The 23,419-nt window shown below is 38.1% G+C and carries 21 protein-coding genes; 10 read left to right on the top strand and 11 right to left on the bottom strand.

Annotated elements, in window-relative coordinates; translation table 11 throughout:
• Positions 1 to 28: 28 nt before the first annotated feature.
• The 4 genes from A3H37_05305 to A3H37_05290 form a co-directional block, all read right to left on the bottom strand.
• Positions 29 to 1,714, bottom strand: coding sequence for a methylmalonyl-CoA mutase (locus tag A3H37_05305; GenBank protein ID OGL48391.1), 1,686 nt, complete (start codon positions 1,712 to 1,714; stop codon positions 29 to 31).
• 159 nt (positions 1,715 to 1,873) lie between these two features.
• On the bottom strand, positions 1,874 to 3,061 hold the full coding sequence (locus tag A3H37_05300; protein OGL48390.1) for a hypothetical protein: 1,188 nt from the start codon (positions 3,059 to 3,061) through the stop codon (positions 1,874 to 1,876).
• Positions 3,062 to 3,250: 189 nt separating this feature from the next.
• A complete protein-coding gene (locus A3H37_05295) occupies positions 3,251 to 3,595 on the bottom strand; it encodes a hypothetical protein (GenBank protein ID OGL48389.1) in 345 nt (114 codons plus the stop codon).
• Positions 3,596 to 3,843: 248 nt separating this feature from the next.
• The gene (locus A3H37_05290; protein ID OGL48388.1) at positions 3,844 to 4,263 is read right to left on the bottom strand and encodes a nucleoside-diphosphate kinase; all 420 of its coding nucleotides are present in this window, start codon (positions 4,261 to 4,263) and stop codon (positions 3,844 to 3,846) included.
• Between the two features lie 193 nt (positions 4,264 to 4,456).
• Between A3H37_05290 and A3H37_05285 the strand changes: the two genes are divergently transcribed.
• Positions 4,457 to 4,912: a hypothetical protein gene (locus tag A3H37_05285; GenBank protein ID OGL48387.1), complete on the top strand. Its 456-nt coding sequence runs from the start codon at positions 4,457 to 4,459 to the stop codon at positions 4,910 to 4,912.
• A gap of 527 nt (positions 4,913 to 5,439) precedes the next feature.
• The gene (locus tag A3H37_05280; GenBank protein ID OGL48386.1) at positions 5,440 to 6,171 is read left to right on the top strand and encodes a hypothetical protein; all 732 of its coding nucleotides are present in this window, start codon (positions 5,440 to 5,442) and stop codon (positions 6,169 to 6,171) included.
• Positions 6,172 to 6,562: 391 nt separating this feature from the next.
• Here the strand turns inward: A3H37_05280 and A3H37_05275 are convergent, their stop codons facing one another.
• Positions 6,563 to 7,534, bottom strand: a complete 972-nt coding sequence (locus tag A3H37_05275) for a peptidase (GenBank protein ID OGL48385.1) — start codon at positions 7,532 to 7,534, stop codon at positions 6,563 to 6,565.
• Between the two features lie 289 nt (positions 7,535 to 7,823).
• Between A3H37_05275 and A3H37_05270 the strand changes: the two genes are divergently transcribed.
• Positions 7,824 to 9,794, top strand: a complete 1,971-nt coding sequence (locus A3H37_05270) for a hypothetical protein (protein OGL48384.1) — start codon at positions 7,824 to 7,826, stop codon at positions 9,792 to 9,794.
• Between the two features lie 18 nt (positions 9,795 to 9,812).
• Here the strand turns inward: A3H37_05270 and A3H37_05265 are convergent, their stop codons facing one another.
• Complete coding sequence (locus A3H37_05265; GenBank protein ID OGL48383.1) at positions 9,813 to 11,015, bottom strand: hypothetical protein; 1,203 nt, start codon at positions 11,013 to 11,015, stop codon at positions 9,813 to 9,815.
• 163 nt (positions 11,016 to 11,178) lie between these two features.
• Positions 11,179 to 11,709, bottom strand: coding sequence for a hypothetical protein (locus A3H37_05260; protein ID OGL48382.1), 531 nt, complete (start codon positions 11,707 to 11,709; stop codon positions 11,179 to 11,181).
• A gap of 218 nt (positions 11,710 to 11,927) precedes the next feature.
• Between A3H37_05260 and A3H37_05255 the strand changes: the two genes are divergently transcribed.
• The 5 genes from A3H37_05255 (at position 11,928) to A3H37_05235 (ending at position 16,600) form a co-directional block, all read left to right on the top strand.
• Complete coding sequence (locus A3H37_05255) at positions 11,928 to 13,211, top strand: sodium:proton antiporter (GenBank protein ID OGL48381.1); 1,284 nt, start codon at positions 11,928 to 11,930, stop codon at positions 13,209 to 13,211.
• A gap of 132 nt (positions 13,212 to 13,343) precedes the next feature.
• Positions 13,344 to 13,604: an excinuclease ABC subunit C gene (locus tag A3H37_05250; GenBank protein ID OGL48380.1), complete on the top strand. Its 261-nt coding sequence runs from the start codon at positions 13,344 to 13,346 to the stop codon at positions 13,602 to 13,604.
• Between the two features lie 94 nt (positions 13,605 to 13,698).
• Positions 13,699 to 14,502, top strand: a complete 804-nt coding sequence (locus A3H37_05245) for a UDP-diphosphatase (protein ID OGL48379.1) — start codon at positions 13,699 to 13,701, stop codon at positions 14,500 to 14,502.
• A gap of 217 nt (positions 14,503 to 14,719) precedes the next feature.
• A complete protein-coding gene (locus tag A3H37_05240) occupies positions 14,720 to 15,652 on the top strand; it encodes a cysteine synthase A (protein ID OGL48378.1) in 933 nt (310 codons plus the stop codon).
• A gap of 78 nt (positions 15,653 to 15,730) precedes the next feature.
• Entirely contained in the window at positions 15,731 to 16,600 is an 870-nt protein-coding gene (locus tag A3H37_05235; GenBank protein ID OGL48377.1) for a hypothetical protein, read from the top strand.
• A gap of 59 nt (positions 16,601 to 16,659) precedes the next feature.
• Here A3H37_05235 and A3H37_05230 read toward each other — a convergent pair whose 3' ends face one another.
• Positions 16,660 to 17,031, bottom strand: coding sequence for a hypothetical protein (locus A3H37_05230; protein OGL48376.1), 372 nt, complete (start codon positions 17,029 to 17,031; stop codon positions 16,660 to 16,662).
• A 166-nt stretch (positions 17,032 to 17,197) separates the two neighbouring features.
• Here A3H37_05230 and A3H37_05225 point away from each other — a divergent pair, with 166 nt between their 5' ends.
• On the top strand, positions 17,198 to 17,989 hold the full coding sequence (locus A3H37_05225; protein ID OGL48375.1) for a hypothetical protein: 792 nt from the start codon (positions 17,198 to 17,200) through the stop codon (positions 17,987 to 17,989).
• Here A3H37_05225 and A3H37_05220 read toward each other — a convergent pair.
• Positions 17,979 to 18,653: a Rossman fold protein, TIGR00730 family gene (locus A3H37_05220; GenBank protein OGL48374.1), complete on the bottom strand. Its 675-nt coding sequence runs from the start codon at positions 18,651 to 18,653 to the stop codon at positions 17,979 to 17,981. The genes A3H37_05225 and A3H37_05220 overlap by 11 nt on opposite strands.
• 171 nt (positions 18,654 to 18,824) lie before the next feature.
• Here A3H37_05220 and A3H37_05215 point away from each other — a divergent pair, with 171 nt between their 5' ends.
• Complete coding sequence (locus A3H37_05215; protein OGL48373.1) at positions 18,825 to 21,419, top strand: hypothetical protein; 2,595 nt, start codon at positions 18,825 to 18,827, stop codon at positions 21,417 to 21,419.
• Here the strand turns inward: A3H37_05215 and A3H37_05210 are convergent.
• On the bottom strand, positions 21,373 to 22,758 hold the full coding sequence (locus tag A3H37_05210) for a hypothetical protein (protein OGL48372.1): 1,386 nt from the start codon (positions 22,756 to 22,758) through the stop codon (positions 21,373 to 21,375). The genes A3H37_05215 and A3H37_05210 overlap by 47 nt on opposite strands.
• The gene (locus A3H37_05205; GenBank protein ID OGL48371.1) at positions 22,706 to 23,377 is read right to left on the bottom strand and encodes a hypothetical protein; all 672 of its coding nucleotides are present in this window, start codon (positions 23,375 to 23,377) and stop codon (positions 22,706 to 22,708) included. The genes A3H37_05210 and A3H37_05205 overlap by 53 nt, the downstream gene beginning before the upstream one ends.
• Positions 23,378 to 23,419 lie beyond the last annotated feature (42 nt).

Here is a 23,419-nt window from a genome sequence, read left to right as displayed (position 1 = left end):
ATGAATTATTTTTTATCTTTATTTTTATCTAAAAAACGCTTCTTCCTTCATATTTCCCAAACACCTCACGCAAGACTCCGCATATTTCACCAATTGAGGCATAAGTTTTAACTGCTTCAATCATTACAGGGACTATATTCTGATTCCCCTTTGCTGCTTCTCTCACCTTCTTCAGGGCTTCCTCAACTTTCTTATTGTCTCTCTCTCTCTTTGCCTTATTCAACCTCTCTATCTGCTTTTTCTCCACTTCCGGGTTGATTTTCATAACCTCCCGTTTTTCTTTTTCATCAATTTTATACTCATTAACTCCAACTATTATTTTCTTTTTTTGCTCGATTTCTCTCTGTTTCTTATATGCCTCTTTTGCAATCTCTTCCTGAATATATCCCCTTTCAATAGCCACAACCGAGCCGCCCATTTTCTCTATCCTGTCAATATATTCCTGCGCCCCTTTTTCAATCTGGCTGGTCAGGTACTCAACATAATAAGAGCCTGAAAGCGGGTCAACAGTATCCGCAACCCCTGTCTCGTTGGCAATTATCTGCTGTGTTCTTAAAGCAATTCTTATAGATTCTTCTGAAGGAAGAGCCTTTGCCTCATCATATGAGGAAAGGAATATAAACTGTCCCCCGCCCAAAATCATTGCAAGTGCCTCAAGGCTTACCCTTATTATATTGTTAAGCGGTTGCTGTGCTGTCAGAGTGCTTCCCGAGCTATATCCAAAGAATCTTATCTGCATTGACTTTGGATTTTTTGCACCAAACTTCTCCTTCATGAGCTGTGCCCACATTTTCCTTGTTGCCCTGAATTTTGCAACCTCTTCAAAAAACTCATTGTCTCCTGAAAGGAATATTAAAAGTCCTGGGGCAAAATCATCAACACTCAATCCTCTTTCAAGAGCAGATTTTATATATGTAATTGCATTTGAGAGGGTAAAGCCAACTTCCTGGGTTGCAGTTGCTCCTGACTCCCTCATATGGTAGCCGCAAACACGCTGTGGGCTTGATTTGGGCATATTTTTTGCGCAGTATTCTATGATATCAGTGACGAGCCTTAATGAGGGCTTTACAGGGAAAACATACGCCCCTCTTCCTATGTATTCCTTCAGAATATCATTCTGCAGAAAAACCTCTATGTCCTTTTTATCTATTCCCTGTTTTTCTGCAATTGCTATGTACATAGCAAGAATGATTGAGGCTGACGCATTAATTGTCATTGACTGGCGTATCTCGCCAATTGAGATTCCGTCAAAAAGAATTTCCATATCCGCAAGGGTATCAACCGCAACACCAACCTTGCCAACCTCTCCAAAAGACATTGGGTGGTCTGAATCATAGCCAAGCTGTGTAGGAAGGTCAAAGGCAACGCTGTTCCCCTTTTGTCCCTGCTTTAAAAGATACTTGTACCACTTGTTTGTATCCTCTGCTGACCCATAGCCGGCATACTGGCTCATTGTCCAGAACTGGCTTCTGTACATATTTGGGTCAATACCGCGGGTATATGGATAATCACCGGGAAAACCTGAGTCTTTGAGATAATCAAACCCTATTTCCTCAAGGTCAAGCGGGGTATAAAGCCTTCTTATCTCCTGCTCTGAATTTGTAACAAACTTTTCTTTTCTCTCAGGATTTTTCTTTAGATATTCTTTTAATATTCTCTCTTCCCATTCCTTCTTTTTCTTTTCAATCTCTCTTAATTTTTCCCTGTCAAACACCTTAACAGCTCCTTAAAATATTAAGTTCAAATGTCAAATGAATGTCTAATGACAAAATGCCAAAAGATTTTTTTTCATTTCTTTCATTTGAATTTGGAATTTACTTTGGACTTTGAGCTTTGACATTTGAACTTTACCTTTTCCCTTATATTTTCCTCCCTATACCTTAATCACACATGCTTCTCCTTCTCCGATTCCTCCGCATATTGAAGCCAAGCCATATCCACCGCCGCGCCTTTTTAGTTCATAGGCAAGGGTCATAACAAGCCTTGCACCTGTTGCGCCTGTTGGATGCCCGATTGCAACAGCACCCCCGTTGACATTCAGCTTTTCTCTGATTTTCTCAACCCTTTCAGGGTCAGAGTCTCCAAGGATTTTGCTTGAAACAAGAGGCATTGCTGCAAAGGCTTCATTAATCTCTATAAGCTTTATATCATCAATTGTCAGGTTAGCCCTCTTTAAAGCTATCTTTGCTGTATGTGCTGGAATTGAAGCTATCCTCTGAGGATGCCCTGCATAGCGGGCATGGGAGATAAGAGTTGCAATGACAGGAAGCTTCATCTCCTTTGCCTTTTCCTCAGACATCAGAATAACTGCAGAGGCTCCTGTATTCAGCCCCGGAGCATTTCCTGCTGTAACTGTAGGGCTCTGGTTAACTGTTGGAAGCTTTGCTAATTTTTCAAGGGTTATGTCAGGTCTTGGTGCCTCATCTTTGTCAACTATTAAAGGCTCCCCTTTTTTCTGAGGGATTTTAATTGTCATTATCTCGTCCTCGAACTTTCCCTCTGCCTGCGCCTTTCCGCAAAACTGCTGGCTTCTCAAAGCCCATTTGTCCTGGTCCTCTCTTGTAATGCCAAATTCAAGAGCCTCTTTTCCTGCCTGAATGGCTCTTGGAACGCCTGAATAAGGGCATTTAATTACAAGCTGGTCTGATAAAACTATATCTCCAATGCGCTGTCCCCACCTTGCTGCGTGGATAAAATAGGGGACCTGGCTCATATTCTCAGCTCCTCCTGCAGCTGCAATATTAACCTGTCCAAGCTGTATGTTCTGGGATTCAATACCCATGGCAGTCATGCTTGAACAGCATGCCCTGTCAAGAGAGATAGCTGGAATATCATCAGAAATTCCTGCCTTTAAGGCTGCCTGACGCGCAATAGAGCGGTCTGAACCAGGCAGGTTTATTCCAAAACAAACCTCCTCAACAAGCTTTGGGTCAAGATTTATTCTTTTCATTACCTCTGTAAGTACCATTCCGCCAAGCTCAGCAGATGTGAAATCCCTGAGAACCCCGCCAAAATTTCCAAATGGCGTCCTTACAGCGCTTACAATAACAACTTTTTGCATACCAGCCTCCTAAGTATATATTATGCTTGATTATCCAGATTTTGAAAAACGATTATCGATAGGCAGGGCATTCTTGTTCTGCAAAGACAAGGTTAGAAAACCCTCTGCCTATCGAGATTGAAACTTTAAAACAGTGATTTTTGTAGCAGATAAAGCTGAAGATGTAAAGGCAAAAGTTTGCAATTATGTTTATGCTACAGCTTTGCCTTCTTCCAAGCTAAGAGCTTTTCTTGATGAAATTTCTTCAACAGAAACAATCCGTTCCTTGTTTAATGAAATAGAGGGAATAACTTCTGAAAAATCATCTATTCTTACATCTGTGAGGTTTATAAAGGACTTTTCATAATTCATTGCATCTGATAATCCTCTTTTTGCTTCAGAAAGATGAAACTCCCCAACATATGCCTGTTTTGTACTCATTATTATTTTCACTTTTAAAATTCTCCGTTTTTCATAGTACCTGTTATCTACAACGGAAATAAAAAGCCTCCTGTCAGAACCTAATCTTCTATCCTTTATCCTTTTTTCTTCCATAAAAAATTCTCCTTGCAATTTAAAATGTTAAGGCAAAGTAAGCTGATAAATATTTTAAAATAATACTTTTTGGTTCTTTACAAAAATAAATAGACTCTGTTCAGTTTTTAATCTTGCAAAAGATAGAGGAGTGTTTTTCCCTGACCCGCAGTACTGACTTGGAAATATTAGAAATTATAATTTGAAATCTTAACGAATCAGTACAAAATGATAGTCAATAGGTTAACTGTTCTTTCCATATTTGACAATCAAAAAAGTTCAAGTCTGTTAAAAAAATAAGGTATTTCAAAGCTTGCAGATTCCTTTGAGTCAGAACCATGAACAGCATTTTTTTCAACATCAGTTCCCCACTCACCCCTGATAGTTCCTTTAAGCGCTTTCTTTGAATCTGTTGGTCCCATCATATCACGTATTTTTGCAATTGCACCTTCTCCTTCAAGCGCTATTACAACAGTTGGACCTGAGGACATAAAGTTTGTGAGGTCATTATAGAAAGGTCTTTCCCTGTGGACAATATAAAAGCCTTCAGCTTTTCTTTTTTCCATATGAATCATCTTGAGACCAATAAGCCTTAAGCCGGCTTTCTCAAACCTTGAAATAATATCTCCAGCTGCTCCTTTTGCGACTCCATCAGGCTTAACCATTACAAGAGATCTCTCTGTTGCCATTTAAAACTCCTTATTATTCTGTTAGAAAAGTTTACAAATTAGTTTAAGCTGGACTATTAATAAGTAATATAGATTTTTTATTGTCAAGCAAAAGTTCAAATAGTATAGAAAATGCTTGCAATAATTGAAACAACTATGTAAAAAATCTAATTAATTTCAAATTTTATTTTACAAATAAAAGGAGGTGATTATATTGATTAAGAAAACTTTTCTTTCTTTATTATTAGTTGGATTTATCTGTTTTTTAGCTTTACCAGTCTTTTCAGAGGAAGGGACCGGAGAAGCTGCCAAAATGGAAGCAGCCCCTGTTGAAGCAGCACAGCCTGCAACGCCAGAAGCCACTCCTGCAGCAGAAGAAAAAGCAGCACCTGAAATGCCAAAGTACAAGGCATCAACAATAAAAGCCGTTCAGGAAGCCTTAAAGGCTGATGGAAGCTACAGCGGTGAAGCAAACGGCAATTTAGATGATGCCACAACTGAGGCAATCAAGAAATTTCAGGAGAAAAAAGGCTTAAAGGCTGATGGAATTCCAGGCTCAAAAACAAGAGAAGCCCTTGGTATAGGAGCAGCCTCTGAGCCAAAAAAAGAAACAGCCGCAGCACCTGCACCAGAGGAAAAAGAAGAAGGCAAATCAGAAAAGTCTGAATAAATAAAGTAAAAATCATCAGTAAGAATTAAAGAAGAGGGAGGCATAAAACAAGTCTCCCTCTTTGATTTGCAGGCTTTTCAATCCTATAAAAACTATCCGACCCAATAATCCTTATTAAAGTAAACATTGCATAAATTAAATAACCACTATTTTGCTTGAAATAATAAAAAATATTTTTAATAAAAAATTATATTGATTTTTTTTAAAAAATTTGATACTAACTCTCCAGTCTGAATTAAAAAAATGAATAAGGAACTTACCAATTAATTAAAAACCAATAATTTTTTGGAGGCTAAAAAATGAAAGGAATGGATAAAGTCAAAAAGGAGCAAAAGAGAAAGCCGGTAAAAAGTTTAAAGGAGAAGAAGAAGGAAAAGAGAGAGAAAAAAGAGCGAATCCATTTCTAAATAACTTATATGGTACAGGAGGTGGTGTTGAAAAGAGGATTTTGATTAAATATTTTTAAAAACATTTTTATTAATATTTATTAACTTTTAATTTAACCAAACATTTTTAAAGGAGTGCATATGAACAAGTTCAAGAGGAGTCCAATACTGATTTTCTGTGTTTTGTTTGTTGCAGTTTCACTTGCAGTTGTTGGATGCCAAAGGCCTCCGACAAAAGAGAAGGCAGATACTGAGGCAGCAGAAAAGGATGCGGTTGCTGCTAACGCTGAAAAGCTCGCGCCTGAAGAATACCAGGCTGCAGTGACTGAAAAGCAGGCGGCTGAAATTGAAATGACAGGAAAGAATTATGAAAAAGCAAAAACCTCTTTTGTTGCTGCAAAAGATAAATTCACAGCTGCAAAGGATGCTGCTTCTGAAAAACTTGAAAAAATAAAGAGTGAGATTGAACCGCTTTCACAAAAGGCTGCTGAAACCAAAGGCACAGTAAGCCAGCTTATTGAGTCTGCATCCTCATCATGTATTGACGAAGCATTAAAGAGTGTGTTGCCCAAGATAAAGGATAAGGGCAAGAAAAAAGAAGCAAAGACTAAGATTAATGAGTTAAAAAAACAGATTAAATCAGATTTTGACAAAAATCTCACAGACGCAAAAGATAATCTGACAAAGGCAGATGCCACGATTCAGCAGGCTTCCGGACTTTCCGGGGATGAAAATATCTTAGAAAAGAAAGAAAAACTTGATGATGCAATTAAACAGCTTGAAGAAATCAAAGTTTCTCTTGACACTCCGTGCAACAACGCCAAGTCAGAGGCTGAGAAATTAGTCGGGGGTGAAGCACCGCAGGTTCAGTAAGTTGTACAAGTCGGTTAGATGTTTTGGGTAGGGGAGGCTTTAGCCTCCCCTACCCTTTTTGTGACTGTAAGTTGTTGCTGTCAAATGATTAACCTTCACTTTTGTCGAACCGCTCAAAATCAATTATACTTAAAATTTCTTGCAAATGTTCAGATGAGGTTTAAGTTCTACGGACAGAGCGCGCAGGCTGCAATTTCTTCAAGCGGAGATGATGGTTTAATTATTGGAGCAAAAGCCCTTGCATTAACCGCTCTTGATTTATTCTTGAATCCAGAAAAGCTTGATGAAGTGAAGAGAGAGTTTAGCAGTGGATTGTGACACTGAGTCCGTGCCTCGTCTTTCGTAATTTACCGAACAACGTTTGACAAGCCACGAATCACGGTTCGCGATTTCAGAATCTTCTGTTAGCTTTTGAAAGCTCATTAATCCTCTTGAGCATATTAGGGTGAGTGCTCAGAGTTTCCATAAGCCTGTCACTAAAGCTTAATTTAATGGTTTTTATGCGTAAAGCCTCTAATTCACCGGCATCAATTGTACCGCTTCTGTCCAAATCCAGCTGCTGCAACTCGCGGATTTCACGCAATGCCCTTGAAGGGTCATTGATAAAAAATGCCTTCATCCCTTCAACCTGTTTCAATGCCTCTTTTGGCATTTTAGCTGAACCATAGACAAGCTTATAAAGCGCTGATGCAAGGTCAGCAGGTTGACTTCCCAATTGCATTGACCCCCTGTCAGCAAAATATTCCCTTATCCTTGACGCATAGAGAACCAGAAGGTTTGTAATGAAATAAAAAAGAAAAGCAGCCATTCCGACAAGCGCAGCATTACCGCCGCTGCCTTCCCTGTCTCTTCCTCCGCCAAAAAACATGAAGTTCCACGCAATGCGGTAAAGAATCATTGGAATAACTGAAAGAATTGTTATAAAAAGCACATCCCTGTTTTTAAGATGGCTCATTTCATGGGCTAAAACTGCTTTCAGCTCATTTTGTTCAAGGATATTAAGAATCCCTCTTGTTACACAAACCCTTCCGTCATTTACTCCCCTGCCAAAAGCAAAGGCATTCGGCATTGGTGTTTCACAGATGCCGATTCTGGGTTTTGGAATTTTTGCACTCACTGCAAGCTCATCAATCATCCTGTCCAATTTTGGATATTCTCCTTTATTGATGTACTTTACTCCCATTGACCATTCAACAATCTTTGGACCTATCATATATTGAACAAGCATCATCCCAATGGATATTGTTAAGTAGAAATAAAAGTTTCCAATCCCTAAAAAAGTACCTCCTACTGTAATAATAGCGTAGACTATTGCAAATAGAACGGCTAATAAAAGATACATTCTGAATTTCATATTCACCATTATATTATCTCCTTTCTTGCAGATTTTTATTATCTATTTAATTAGGCTATTTAGCTTTAAATTTCAAGATAAATCCTTCATTGCAAAAACTCCTTGAACTTTCCAATGGAGAACTGCTATCTTCTGGTTGTCATTGCGAGCAGGTCCCTCGCTCGTCATTGCGAAGGGCTTCCTGCCTGTCGGCAGACAGGTAGCCCTAAAGCCTGCCTGCGGTAGGCAGGCAATGACATAATGTGTAGCCCGATGTTATCTTGGAATCTTTCTGTTTGGAAGAATATAGTTAATACTTATGGAACAAATTCCTTTGCTGATTGACTTAATAATCCTTCTCGCTGTCTCTGTTCCAGTCAGCATAATCTTCCATTACCTTAAACTTCCTCCTGTTATAGGTTTTCTAATCAGTGGTGTCATTATTGGACCATATGGCGGAAAGCTTATCCATGAAGTTCAAACAGTTGAACTGTTAGCACAAATAGGTGTAGTTCTGTTATTATTTTCAATAGGAATTGAATCCTCAATCACAAGAATGATGAAATCAAAAAAGTCCTGGCTTTTGGGTGGCGGGCTTCAGGTTTTTTTAACCACAGGGCTTGTTTCCATTCCATTATTTTTCCAAAACCATCCACTGCCCAATTCATTGCTCATTGGATTTCTTATAACCTTAAGCAGCACAGCAATCATCCTTAAGCTTTACTCTGACTATGGGATTACTGATTCACCACAGGGAAATCTCAGTACGGGAATTCTTTTGTTTCAGGATTTAGCCGTTATACCAATGTTACTTTCTATCCAGTTACTCTCAAAGAGTTCTTCATCCTCTCTTTTCCTTGTGATTAAAACTCTTATTACAGCACTGCTCTCTGCAACTGCAATCTTTCTTATTTCATATATTCTAGCACCAAAAATCCTGAAGCAGGTTGTCAGATTAAATAACAGAGAGGTATTTACACTCACTATTTTCCTGTTATGCCTTGGAACAGCATGGCTCACATCAAGCTTTGGCTTGTCTCTGGCCCTCGGAGCTTTTGTGGCAGGGCTTGTAATCTCAGAATCAGAATACTCCCATCAGATAATTGCTGAAATTCTCCCTTTTAAAAATGTGTTTAACAGCATATTTTTTATTTCAGTTGGTATGCTTTTCAATCTGGATTTCTTTTTGAAAAATTTCCTTTCCATTGTGGGTCTTTCCTTTGTTGTTTTTATTTTAAAGGTTTCAGTTCTCACATTTATAATCCTGCTTCTCGGGTCTCCCCTGAGGATTGCTTTGATGGTTGCCTTAGGGCTTTTTCAGATAGGAGAATTCTCCTTTATCTTACTCAATGAAGGCAGGGAATTAGGGCTTCTTACTTTTGAAGCATATCAAATTCTTCTCTCTGCCGCATTTTTTACAATGCTTTTAACTCCCATTCTTATCAAACAGGCATCTGCCATTTCCATTTTTATAACAAAAAAGATTCGTTATTCTGAAAAATCAACTTCAGAAGCAGAGCTAAGAATAAATAAAATTAAAAAACATGTAATAATAGTTGGGTACGGGCTTAATGGAGAAAACTTAGCCCGTGTGCTCAAGGAAACAGGAATTCCTTACCTTATTCTTGAAATCAACTCAGAAAAGGTTGATGCTGCAAAAAAGGAGAATCACCAGGTTCTTTACGGAGACGCAGCTCAATATGAAGTTTTAAAAAATCTTAATATCTCTGAGGCACACACCATTGTCATAGCAATCTCTGACCCTCTGGCAACAAGGGCTGTTGTAAAGGTTGCTAAGGAATTAAACCCCGGAATAGTTGTTATTGTCAGAACCCGCTACATAAGCGAGGTTGAAGAGCTTTATAAACTTGGAGCAAACGAAGTAATTCCCGAAGAATTTGAAACCTCCATTGAGATTTTTTCAAGGGTATTAAAAGAACACTATGTTCCCACAAATCTCATTCTGAATCAGGTCAATATTATAAGAAACAAAGGATACGCAATGCTCAGAAAACCAGCAGAGGCAGGAGAAAGACTGGCAGACCTCTCAAAAATCCTTGTTGCAACCATTACTTACAGCTTTCTTGTAACAGATGATTCACCTGCAAACGGAAAAACCTTAGGCGAGCTTGACCTCAGGAAAAAAACCGAAGCCTCAGTTATTGCAGTTATCAGAAACGGCAGGGCAATAACAAATCCCCATGCTGATTTTAATGTTTCATCAGGCGACATTCTTGTCATTCTTGGCAGCCACGCCCAGCTTGACAGTGCATTGAAGATTCTGAATTGAAGGGGACAAATGTCAACTTTAATTAAGTTCAATAAGTGTTGTATTTATGACTTCGCTTTGCCTGTTCCCAATTTTTGCAATTGCTCCATCAGACGGTTTTGAATCAAGCCGTATTGTGCAGCAGGCTGTTTTCTCTCCATCAAAAATAACATTCTCTACTTCCTGAACATTAATCCCGTCAGACTTTAATTCATTTAAAACATTGGCAAGCACTCCGGGCTTATCATAATGGCGGACGACAAGCTGCCACAATGCCTTTGTCTTTTTGCATCTGTTGACCCAGTTCTGCACAGTTCCCTGGCTAACATACTCTTTAAGAATCCTAACCGTTTCTGATGCGACAGCATCCTGCGCCTGTTCTGTTGAAGCGCCAATATGATGGGTTGCATAAATGTCAGGCAGTTTTGCAATCGCTCCTGTAAATTGCCCTTCTTTTGCCTCAGGCTCATCTTTCATGACATCAAGACCAACACAAATCCTGCCTGCCCTAACAGCCTCAACAAGTGCGTTTTCATCTACAATCTCTGCCCTTGCAGTATTGATAAATATTGTCCCTGGTTTCATGGTTGCAATGAGTTCTTTGTTTATTAGCCCTTTGGTTTCAGGTTTTAAAGCTAAATGTACTGATATGATATCACATTTGGGAATGAGCTCTTTTATTGTGGAACTGAAATTTGCTCCAAGCTCTGCTGCTATTTCCGGTGTTAGAGACCTTGACCAGGCAATTATTTTGAGACCAAAAGGTATTGCCCTTCTGATTACCTCTTTTCCAATCTGCCCAACACCGATTACTCCCAGCGTCTTGCCAAAGATACCATCTGCTTTGGAGTATTTCCCTTTATTCCATTTTCCAGCCCTCATATCAATGACGTTATCAGGAATGCGGCGATCAAGAGAAAGGATTAGCCCCATGGCTAACTCTGCTACTGCAATACTGTTTTTCCCGGGGCAATTAGCCACATAAATTCCCCGTTCACTCGCAGCTTTCATATCTATGTTATTTACCCCGGCTCCGGCACGGATTATGAGACTTAATTTATGGCTTTTTTCAATACAGTCAGCATATACTTCTGTTGAACGGACAATTAGTATATCTGCTTCTTTGGCTGCTTCAGGAAGTTCCTCGGCTTTTAATTTAGGTGCATATTCGAGTTCTGTTTTCATCTTTTTAATTTCGCTAAGGTGTTTCTCAGGAAATTTATCAGCTATAAGAATTTTCATAACTGCCTCCTTGCCCTTATTTTTAGAGTCATATAGGTTTTTCCAGCGCTTTAGACCTATGGGAAGAATTAGTCAAGAAAACATTTATTATTGAAACGTTGTTTTACTCTTCACTGTTCACTATTCACTTACGACTATTCACTTCTTTCAACTTTTCCAAGGATCACAAACCCTCCTTCACCATCTCCCATACCATATCCCTCAAATCCCCTGACATCTGGTTTCTGTTTTTAGTGGTAATCTGGAATATATCCACATCATCTCTTTTTAAAATTTCATTCACAAATGGAATCTTTGCCTCTGTTACTGTGGCTAAGACTATTTTCTCAGAATCAAGGCATGAAAGAACTGCTTTCTTAAATTCCTCTGAAAAAAGCTCCATCTTCCCAATTTCATCTATGACTATGAGTTTGTTTTCTTTTAAAGCATCTATCAGGCTCTTCACTGCAACCTTCTCAATGTTTTCAAGTATAACTCCATAATCTCCAACCACATGCTTGCTTCTCACATTCCTGTTGGCAAGCGGAGCTTTTTCTCCTTTAAGAGTGACAATCTCAAACCCGATTCTTCCGCCTCCAAGCCTGATTTCTTGAGTGTAGAAACCGCCTGCAAAAATTTTTACATACTCAAGTATCTTTTTGATTGTTGTGGTTTTGCCAACGCCGGGCTGGCCAGCAAGTAAAATATTTTTCATCTTTCAATTTTGCACTTTTAAATTTACACTTTATACTTTCTAATACCATATTCCTTGACTTCATTAAAAGATTTTTATTAAGTTATCTGAATTTTTTGGATAAAATTAGATTGTATGGGAAGGCAGTCACAACCTCTATGAGGGCAGGGGAGGATTTAGCCTCCCTATTTTGTCATATATCACTTATAGCTTATGGCTTTTAAAGTTCAGTAAATCCAATGGAAAACATAACAATACTCCCTGTTAACCCATTAATGATTATCCCCTTTGCCCTGCTGTTGCTTTCAATAGCAGTAGTTCCATTAATTAATAAGGAATGGTGGGATAATAATTACACTATTCCTTCACTTGGGTTAGGAATTATTCCAATCATTTATTATACCTTTTTTCTAAAAAATGCTTCCAGAATGGCGCATACCGGATTTGAATATATTAGTTTTATCACTCTTATTGGCTCTCTTTTTGTTGTTGCAGGCGGTATACATATAACCATCATGGGAAGGTCAACACCTCACGCAAATGTAATTCTGCTGGCTGTTGGCGCAATTATCTCAAATCTTCTTGGAACAACAGGCGCCTCAATGCTCCTTATAAGACCCTATCTTAAAGCAAATAAATATCGTATTAGCGGCTATCACGTCGTTTTCTTTATATTCATTGTAAGCAACATTGGTGGCGCCCTGACTCCCATAGGAGACCCACCCCTTTTTCTTGGATATTTAAAAGGTGTCCCGTTTTTCTGGTTAATTGGAAAAGCATGGCATATCTGGGCTTTTACCATTGGTCTTGTTCTGGCAATCTTTTATTTTATTGACCTTCATTATTACAGAAAAGTTAAAGAAAAACTCCGTGAAGAAGTTGAAGCAAAAGGAGAAGAAGCAAGAGCTTCAGGGCTTCATAACATTATCTTCCTTATCATCATCCTTTTGGCGGTTTTTATAAACGAACCTAAATTTCTCAGAGAAATAATCATGATAGCAGCAGCCGCAGGTTCATATTTTACAACAAAAAAAGAAGTCCACGAAAGGAATGATTTCCATTTCGCACCTATTAATGAAGTGGCAATACTCTTTGCAGGCATCTTTGCAACAATGGTACCCTGCCTTGACTGGCTTGAACTTAATGCAGGAACGCTCGGTATTAGAACTCCCGGGCAATTCTATTGGAGTACCGGGATTTTATCAGGCGTTCTTGATAATGCACCAACATATCTTAACTTTTTGAGCGCATCCTTTGGACTGCATAGCCTTCAGCTTGATAACCCTGTTCACATGAAGATTTTTATTGAAGAGCACTGGAAGTATCTTCAGGCAATTTCAATTAGCGCTGTTTTCTTTGGTGCAATTACCTATATTGGGAATGGACCCAATTTTATGGTTAAATCAATATCAGAGCAGGCTGGGGCAAAGTGCCCGAGTTTTTTTGGCTATATCATAAAATATTCTCTGCCAATCCTGATTCCGATTTTTGCAGTTGTATGGTTTCTGTTTTTTAGGGGATAAAAAAAAGATTTAAAGGTGTCATTAAAGGCTGTGTCGCAATGTCATTGCGAGAAGGCATAGCCGACGAAGCAATCTCAAAAGTCTTTTAATAAATTCTGCAAATGAGTGGGAAAACAACATTTCGTTTATATAATGACCAATAAATGGAATAAAGTTATTTATACAGGAGTTACTAATAATTTAATAAGAAGAGTTTACGAGCATAGAACCGGACTTCTTCAAGGATTTACAAAAATATATAATATTAATAAATTGGTTTACTATCAAATATATGATGATATAGAAAATGCTATTTTAAGGGAAAAGCGGATTAAGGCAGGTTCAAGGAGTAAGAAAATCGAATTGATTAATAGTATGAACCCAAACTGGGACGATTTATACGATAAATTATGAGATTGCTTCGGAACTATCGTTCCTCGCAATGACAGCACAATCGATAAGGAAAACTAAACCTTTATCTCAACTTAAACATGAAAAATAGATAACTATGACTATCATTCAATCAATCGTTTTAGGTATTGTTCAGGGACTTGGTGAGTTTCTGCCAATCTCGAGTTCAGCACATCTTGTTATCACTCCATGGCTTTTTAACTGGAAAGACCCCGGGCTCTCCTTTGACGTTGCCCTCCATCTGGGAACTCTTTTTGCAGTGCTTTTTTACTTCTGGAAAGACTGGACAAGACTTATTCAAGCATTTTTTATGAGTTTAGCAGAGAGAAAAATTGGAGATGATATTGACCGCAGGCTTGTATGGTTTATTATGATAGCCTCTTTACCCGGAGCTGCTATTGGTTATTTACTTGAAGATATGGCTGAAACAACTTTCAGAAATCCTCTGCTCATTGCAGGAATGATGATTCTTATGGGAGGAATTTTATTTTGGGTAGACAGAACCTCTAAAGGAAATAAAAAAATCAAGAACATCTCTTTTCTTGACAGCTTCCTGATTGGTCTTTCACAGGCAATCGCAATAATACCCGGAGTCTCAAGGTCAGGAATTACCATCACAACAGCACTTGCAAGAAAACTTGACAGGGAAACATCTGCAAGATTTTCATTCCTGCTTTCAACCCCGATTATAGCTGGAGCATCCCTCCTAAAAGTCCCCAAGCTTTTCAATAACGGAATTGACATTGCAATAATCTCAGGGCTCTTAGCTTCAGCCATTTTTGGATTTTTAAGCATAAAATACCTTCTCAAATATATTTCAAAAAATAGCTATGACATTTTTGTATATTACCGCTTTGTCTTTGCGGTTATAGTAATTGTTGTTGCAGTCTTCAGGGAATAATAAAAAATCTTTTTAACTTATCTCTTAAATCTTCTTTTCAAAATCCCTAAACTAAGAATCCAAAAACCATAAGTTATATAAAAGGGGAAATAAGCTAATATACCTGTGTAAATTTATAATATATAATCTCTTTGATTTGTTTAATAATTTTTATTCCCTTGACATGATTAAATATATTAATTAGTTTTAAAGTAAAGTTTCCTAAGGAGTAATTGTAATGGCAAATATAAAAAATAATATGGCAGAGCTAATTGGCAACACGCCTCTTGTTAGGCTTCAAAAAATTACCAAAGGAATTGATGCTGATGTAATTGTAAAGCTTGAATCGTATAATCCATTCCTGAGCGTAAAAGACCGAATCGGCGCAGCAATGATTTCTGCTGGAGAAAAAGAAGGCTTTATTGACAAAGATACTGTAATAGTTGAAGGAACCAGCGGAAACACCGGAATAGGATTAGCCTTTGTTTGCGCTGCAAAAGGATACAAACTAATTCTTACAATGCCTGACTCCATGTCCATTGAAAGAAGAATGCTTCTTAAAGCCCTTGGCGCAGAAATAATTTTAACTCCGGGGCCAGAGGGAATGAGAAGGGCCGTTGCAGAAGCTGAAGAGGTCGCAAAAAAATATAAAAAGGCTTTTATACCAAGACAATTTGATAACCCTGCCAACCCTGAAATTCATTACAAAACAACAGGACCTGAGATATGGAAAGACACCGACGGGAAAATAGACATACTGGTTGCAGGAGTCGGAACCGGTGGAACCATTACAGGAGCAGGAAAGTTTTTGCGCGAAAAGAACCCTGACATAAAGATAATAGCAGTTGAACCAAAAGACTCTCCCGTACTTTCAGGGGGAAAACCCGGACCACATAAAATTCAGGGCATAGGCGCAGGATTTATCCCGGCAGTTCTTGATATAAAAATTTTTAATGATGTATATTCAGCAAGCCTTGAAGAAGCCATTGAAACATCAAGACACCTTGCAAAGGAGGAAGGAATCTTTGTTGGAATATCTTCAGGGGCAATTGCAAGCGCTGCAATCAACTATGCTCAAAGGAAAGAAAGCAAAGGCAAAATGATTGTAGCAATTCTTCCTGATTTTGGAGAAAGATATTTATCTACAATTCTTTACAGAACAGAAGAATAGATTTTTTGAAGGGTTCTAAAATCCTATACTCCTTAAACCCTATCTAACAATTAACTGACTTTTCAAAAAGGTGCATCCATGAAACTAAAAAAATTGGCATTAGAAAAGAATGAACTCAAAAAAAGAGCTTTAAAAGAGGTTATATGTCAGGACAGAAGAGCAAATAAGATATTTGAAAATTTCCTTTCAAATCTTGAAGCAAGGCTTGACAGCAATAAAGAAGACAGAAATATCATATGCAGGGATACTTTGATGGAGCTTTATATAGGAAAGGGCTCAAGCTATGAAAGACTAACCGCAGACCCTGAAGCATCTCTTGCAAGAAAAAGCCTGATAGCATCATTTGACCCAAGAAACATAACCCTTGAGCCTGAGTATTATCAGGAAATAGACGCAGAAAAGTTCTACAGGGTAAAACCTCTTATCTGGCTCTGGACTATGTTTGACCGCTCTCCTGTTGGCAGGAACTGCTACCTCGGATTCCCGTTCAGAAGAATTCTTGCAAAAAAGATATTTAAAAAATGCGGAGAAAATTTAAAAATATTCCATGATGTTGAATTTTCTTACGGGTACAATATCTCTGTAGGCAACAATGTCGTAATTCACAGAAATGTCCTTCTTGATGACAGGGGGGAATTAATCATCGAAGACAATGCCTCAATCTCTGATTATGTCAACATCTACTCCCACTCTCACTCCATCTTTGACCAGGGAGATGTAACAATAGGAAAAACTGTAATTGGCAATGGGTCAAGGCTTACATATCACTCAACAATTCTGGAAGGTGTTAAAGTTGGTCAGGAAGCAATGGTTGGAGCATTAGGGCTTGCAACAAGGGATGTAAGAAACTTCCACATCAATGTCGGAATTCCGGCAAAAAGCGTCAGAGTCAAGCCAAATGCGTGTGTTGATGAATGCAAGGATGAAACCTGCGTCCATAAAGCGTAGAAAAGTGATTTTGGATTGTAGATTGTAAAATGTAGCCGCAAAGTCTTGCTTTGCTAACACTACTGCTTTTTTTCTTTCTTTTTTTCAGATTCATCCCCTTTTTTGAAAGATTCAACATCAAAATTCCACCGGATTAACTCCTCAAGGAGGTTTTTAACCTTCCTCGCAAAACCCCTTATTGGAAAAACCTCATCAGGGGTAAAAAGGTCTTTTATTTTATCTTCTAAATCCTTTGGTTTCTTATAAGGAGCCGGGGGTTTTCCCTTAAAATAATCCTTCTCTTTGATTTTTTCTTCCTTGCTTTTTTCTTGACTCTTCTGGTTTGAATTCTCATTAGTATAGTCACATGAAAAGGAAAATAAAAAAAAGATTAAGGTAATAAAAATTATTAATTTTGTTAGTCTCATGAGTCTATTGTCTATATTGAACATTCATCACCTCGATAGACGGGGTTTTCTAACCCAGTCCTTGCGGAACAAGAATGTCCCACCTATTGTGGTAATGAACTCTATATCATAATCATAGTATAGGCAGAGTAGAGAAGAAATCAAGTCTCGCAATGACAGGAAGGACTTTTTGAATAGTCGAGAACAGGATATGGAAAACTTAAATGGATACAGGATAGAACAGGCTCACTTAATAAAAATTCCAAACAGGGCAAAAATGGAGTATGCCTTTAAAGAGACAGAAGAAAAAAAAGTTCTCTGGAGTTTAAAAGATATTCCTTTTAAAAACAATTATCCCTTTATCCTCGTAACACCAAGTTATAAAAAAGGTTATTATGGAATATGGAAAGATTTAGCAACTGCACTTGCAAACTTGAAACTCAATATAATCATATCAGCTTTTTTAACAAACGAAGAAACTGAAGCTCTCATTGATAAAGAGTTTTTGGGAGGGGTTGTGCTGAGCGGAGGAAATGATATTACTCCTGATTTATACGGAGGAGATAAAAAATCTGCATACAAGCCTGATTTGCGGAGAGATAATTTTGAAATATTCCTGTACAAAAAATCTGTTGAAAAAAATCTTCCTGTCCTTGCCATTTGCAGAGGATTACAGATTATAAACATTGCTCATCAAGGAACCCTGAAATCCGGATTTAAAAGCCATAAAAGAGACAACAGACCCAATGCCCATCTGCTTAAAATCAAAAATGATTCCCTCTTTAAAAAACTGAGCAATGCTGAGTTTTTAAAAGTCGGAACATCCCATCATCAGGCAGTAGGAAAGCTCGGGGAAAACCTGATTTCAATCGCTGAGGCTGAAGACAAAGCAATAGAAATGATAGAGTTAAAAGATTACCCAATGATTGCAACACAATTCCACCCTGAAAGGTCCGAGGACGGAGATGTAATCTTTGAGGCTTTCAGAAAACTCACATCATAACCCTGAATCTTTTGTATTCTTCTTTAATCCCATTTTCTTTATAGAAATTGGATATAAGTTTTATTACTTCCTGAGGATCATTAGTGAGGTATAAAAGATTTAAATCTTCAGCTGAAATAGTCCCTCCTTTTAACATCACTGTTTTAATCCATTTTATTAAGCCTGACCAGTATTTTTTCCCTACAAGAATTACAGGAAAGTTTGATATTTTTCCGGTCTGGATGAGAGTCAGGGCTTCAAAGACTTCATCCATTGTCCCGAATCCTCCGGGGAAAATCACATATCCGCAGGCATATTTAACAAACATTACTTTTCTTGCAAAAAAATAATCAAAAGTCATTGACACATTTGCATACTTGTTTGGAACCTGTTCCTGAGGGAGCACTATATTTAATCCAATGGATTTTCCTTTCCCCTTTCTTGCCCCCAAGTTTGAAGCCTCCATTATTCCCGGTCCTCCTCCTGTAATGACTGAAAAACCTTCTTTTGAAAGAGCCTCAGAAACCTTCTGGGCAAGCCTGTAATATTTATTATTCTTTTTTAGCCTCGCGCTTCCAAATATCGATACAGCAGGACCTATATCCTTAAAGTGCTCAAAACCCTCAACAAACTCTCCCATTATTTTAAATATCATCCAGATATCACTTGTCTTGAACTCATTCATAAATATTATCTCCTTAATGAAAAAATATTATATATTAGCCCTGTCTTTCTTTTCAATCTATCAGCCTTATATAGTGCCATATCAAATTCATTGACTTCAACTATATTTTGTTTTAATCTAATAAATCAATGTGGATTTTCTTCTGCAAAAAAATATTTACTGCTAAGCATTATGGACAATAAAGGTTTCCAAAGATTAGTATTCATCTCCCTCACAGCAGCATTAGCTGTAACCATTCTCCTTATCGCAGTTATTGGATGGGAGTTCTTTTCTTTCCAGAAAACTGATGAGAAAATCCAGAAAAGAAATTTTATCTTTGTAGGCAATACTGAAAAAATTCTCTTTTATGACGAGATGCTGACCATGTCTGCAAAAATGGCAGCAGCAACCGGAGACATTAAATATGAAAAAAGATATAATAAAGCAGAAAAGGAGTTAGACGAGCTGATTAAAAAGACCATTGCTATCTTCCAGGAAGCCTCTGAGGTTGCTGACTGCATAAAGGAAACAGAGAATGCAAACAGGAAACTTGTTGAAATGGAGAGGAAAGCATTTGCTTTGGTTCGCAATGGAAGGTCATCAGAGGCATTGGAAATCTTTAACGGAACAGAATACAATGAGCAAAAGAGGATTTATTCTCAAGGCATAGATAAGGCAGTTGAATATTTGAAAACAGAGTTGAAAGATTCTCTGAGAGAAGCGAAAAAGACCCGTCTGTTTTTCTTTGCTACAAGCCTGCTGGGCGGGATTGTTGTTTTTATATCGTGGATACTTTCAATATGGGCAATACGCAAATGGGAAAAGGAGCGCGCCGAGTTTGAAAAGACACTGGGTAAAAGTGAAGAAAAGTATAGAACCCTGATTGAAACTACAAATACGGGGTATCTGATTGTAGATTTACAGGGCAGAGTCGTTGATGCAAATTCAGAATATGTAAAATTATCAGGGCATCACTCTCTGGATGAAATATTAGGGCGAAGCGTAATCGAATGGACAGCAGAGTATGACCTGGAGCGAAATGCAGAAGAGGTAAAGAAATGTGGTCTAAAGGGATTTGTTAGAAATCTTGAGATTGATTATGTGGACAAAAATGGCAATATAACACCGATTGAAATTAACGCTACTGTAATTGAAACTCCAGAAGGTAAAAAAATATTAAGTCTGTGTCGGGATATTACTGACCGGAAACGAATGGAAGAACGACTGGCAAAGGTTAATGAGTGCTTTTTAAACTTTGGAAAGAATGCACTTGAAAACATCAATCATCTTACTGCGCTTTGTGGAGAATCATTTGGAGCAACTGCTGCACTCTACAACCGCCTTGATAAAGGAACCCTCTGCTCTTGGGGACAATGGAATGTGCCTTCTGACTATAATCCTGCAGATAACCCTGAGGGACACATTTGTTATGACATAATCAATAAGCACAGTGATGAAGTTTTCGTTTTACGGAATCTCTTGGAGAGCCCATACGCAAAAACAGATCCCTACGTTACTCGCTACAAATTGCAGAGCTACATTGGGAAGGCAGTAAAATTTAGTGGAGCCTATGTTGGTTCACTCTGCGTCGTTTTTCAACAGGACTTCGTTCCAAGCGAAGAAGACAAAAAGCTCATTGGAATTCTCGCCTCAGCAATTGGAGTGGAAGAAGAGCGCAAGCATGCAGAGGACGCTTTAATGAAATCAGAAGAATTTTTAAGCATTGTTTTTTCATCTATGTCTGATGGAATGGTTGTGACTGATTTGAATGGCAAAATCCTCCGGGTCAATCAATACTTCTGCAAACTGCTGGGATATAAGGGCGAAGAACTTATTGGAAAATACGGAACAAAATATTATCCTAAAACCAACAAAAATAATATCAAGAAATCTTTTGCAAAATTCAAAGAAGAACAATCTGATAATACAATATGGGAAGTAGACCTGTTTGCAAAAAACGGAGAGCTGATACCTGCAAGCTCGCGAAGAACTTTGCTTAAAGATAAAAACGGCAATTTCTTTGCAGTAATGGCTGTTTTCAGGGACATGAGGGAAATGAGACTGCTTCAGGAACAGCTCTTCCAGGCAGAAAAGCTCTCTGCAACAGGAAGACTCATATCCGGAGTTGCCCACGAACTCAACAACCCTCTCACAGGAATTATTGGGTATTCAGAGCTTCTCCTAAAGGACAGCAGCCATGGAGCAAAGACTGCGGAAAGGTTAAAAATAATTTATGAGCAGTCAAACAGATGCAAGAATATCATCTCTAACCTTTTAAAATTTTCAAGAAAACATGAAACAACGAAAACATCTGTCAGCATAAACGAAGTCATAGACAACACATTGGCTTTAAACCAGTATGAAATGGAATCAGGCGGTATAAAGGTTATAAAAGAGTTGAAAAGAGGCATATCTAAAATCGCTGGGGATTTAAACCAGCTTCAGTCAGTCATATTAAACCTTACCCAGAATGCCCATCATTCCCTTTTGGAAAAACAGGATGGGGAAAGGAGCTTGAAAATAAAAACAGAGCAGGTTGATGATAAAATAATAATAGAAGTCTCTGATACAGGAACTGGAATTTCAGAAGAAAATATTAAAAAGATTTTTGACCCCTTTTTTACCACTAAAGATGTCGGCAAAGGGACAGGACTTGGCTTAAGTATTTGCCACGGAATAGTAAGAGACCACGGAGGGAACATATCAGTTAAAAGCAGGATTGGTGAGGGAACAACATTTACTATTGAGCTTCCTGCTCTTTCAAAACCGCAAGAAACACATTTATAATTTTTGGGTCATATTTTGTTCCGGCACATCTTTCAAGCTCTTTCATAGCTTCATCACGGCTCAATACTCCTGAGTAAGTCTCCTCGTTTGTCAATGTATCATAAGCTTCAACTACATGTATAATTCTTGCGCCAATCGGAATTTCTTCCCCTTTAAGTTTTTCCGGATAACCTGAGCCATCAAAATTTTCGTGGTGGTGCAGAATAATAGGGTGGATTTTCTTCCATATTGTTATTGGTTTTATCATCTCACTGCCTATCGCAGGATGTTTTTGGAATTCTTCAGGAACTGTCCTTGATATAGGTTCGATTTTGAGCATTCCTATATCGTGAAGGAGGGCTGCAAAATGAAGGTTCTTTCTTTCACTCTCCGGAAGATTCAGTTTCCTGCTTATAAAATTGCAATACCTTGCCACGTTGTGCAGGTGTCCTTCCCACGCCACATTATCTTCCATAGCGCTCACCAGAAGCTCAAGCATATGGATTGAGAAATTATTCTGGTTATCATAGAATTCAGCATTTTTGATTGAAATTGATGCCTGTACTGCAAGATTCTCAAGCAGTTTTTTATCAGTTTCATCAAACCCCTTTTTTCCCTTCTTGTTAAACACCTCAAGAATGCCAATAGCTTCATCATTATAAATTAAAGGTAAGCATATCAGCGAATTCACTGAGTCATCAAACCAATCGTTCTTGTCAGAAAACTTTCCAGCAGGAAAAGAATTTATTTCTCCTGAATCACTTGTTTTGTTAAAAATCAGGATATCTTTTTTCAGGATTACATTTTCATAAGGGCTTCCATTAACCGGCAACTCTTTCCCTTTATTCCTGTTTTTTGCAGAACCAGCAACTTCCCTGCAGATTAAATTCCCGTTCTCCCTGAGAAAAATTGTTCCTGATTCCCCTTCAATAAGTTTTGTGCCTGATTCTAAAATTTCTTTAAGGATTATATCTATGTGAACTGTGCTGCTTAAGGAATTTGCAACCTTGAAGAGCGTTGCAAGCTGCCTGTTTGTTCTCCCCATTGCCTTTATTGTACGGTTCCCGTCTCTCTGGGAAAAGAGGTAGCCAAAAACAGATAAGAATACAGACAGTATAATAATGCTTATTGCTGATATTTTTAACGTGTCATCTCCTCTTGAATCAAGAAAAGGGAAAACATACTTATAGGACAGATAGGTCATTGTTACCAGCGGTATAATGGAAATTACGCAGAAGACCAGACGGCTTCTGTAGGTAATATTTTCAGGAGTTAATTCTTCATGAAAAAGGGGACGGTTTTCTTTTTCAGACATCTTTTTTCGGTCTTCCTCTTTTGGGTGAGTTTTTTTCAATTCCATATAAATCTTTCATCTTCTTCTCAAACCTCTTTGTGCCAATATAATTTCCTGCGCTATAGCTCTCTTTTTTCTTAAGCTGACTTTCTATAAATTCTTTATACCGTTTCTGCCGCACTTCACTGCTTTTAGCAAGTCCCGGATAGAAAGGATTTGGCTCTATTAATGGATTCTTCTGACCATGGGCGTAAAAATAATAACTGCTATAAGGATATCCCTCGGGCTTATTTGCTATTCCGGCTCTCACAGGGTTAAGTTCTATATATGCGCCGCAGGAAAGAAGATAATCCTCTTTTTGTATAAGGATACTCTTAAAACGATCCTGAAATAAGTGGCCATAATAGCTGTATTTCTTCCGGTAGTGATAAACATAGCTAAGTTTAATTCCCTGCAAAATCTTTGATATTGTCTGACCGGCTTTTGGCTCTAACAACAGATGAAAATGGTTATTAAGGAGCGCATAATGATAAAGGTAGAAAGGCTTTGCTTTCTTGTGAAGGTCTAAAATTTCTAAAAACTTTTCAAAGTCCTGCTCGTCATGGAAGATATTCTGTTTGTTGTTTCCTCTGGAGATAACATGAAAGACTCCGCTTTCCTTGATAATCCTCGCAATCCTTGGCATGAGTTTCTTATTATCATCATATCATTGCCGTGTCAACTGAAA

It is taken from the genome of Candidatus Schekmanbacteria bacterium RIFCSPLOWO2_02_FULL_38_14 (genome assembly GCA_001790855.1).
Lineage (GTDB): Bacteria > Schekmanbacteria > GWA2-38-11 > GWA2-38-11 > GWA2-38-11 > 2-02-FULL-38-14-A.
This window is presented reverse-complemented; position numbering and strand designations above follow the sequence as displayed.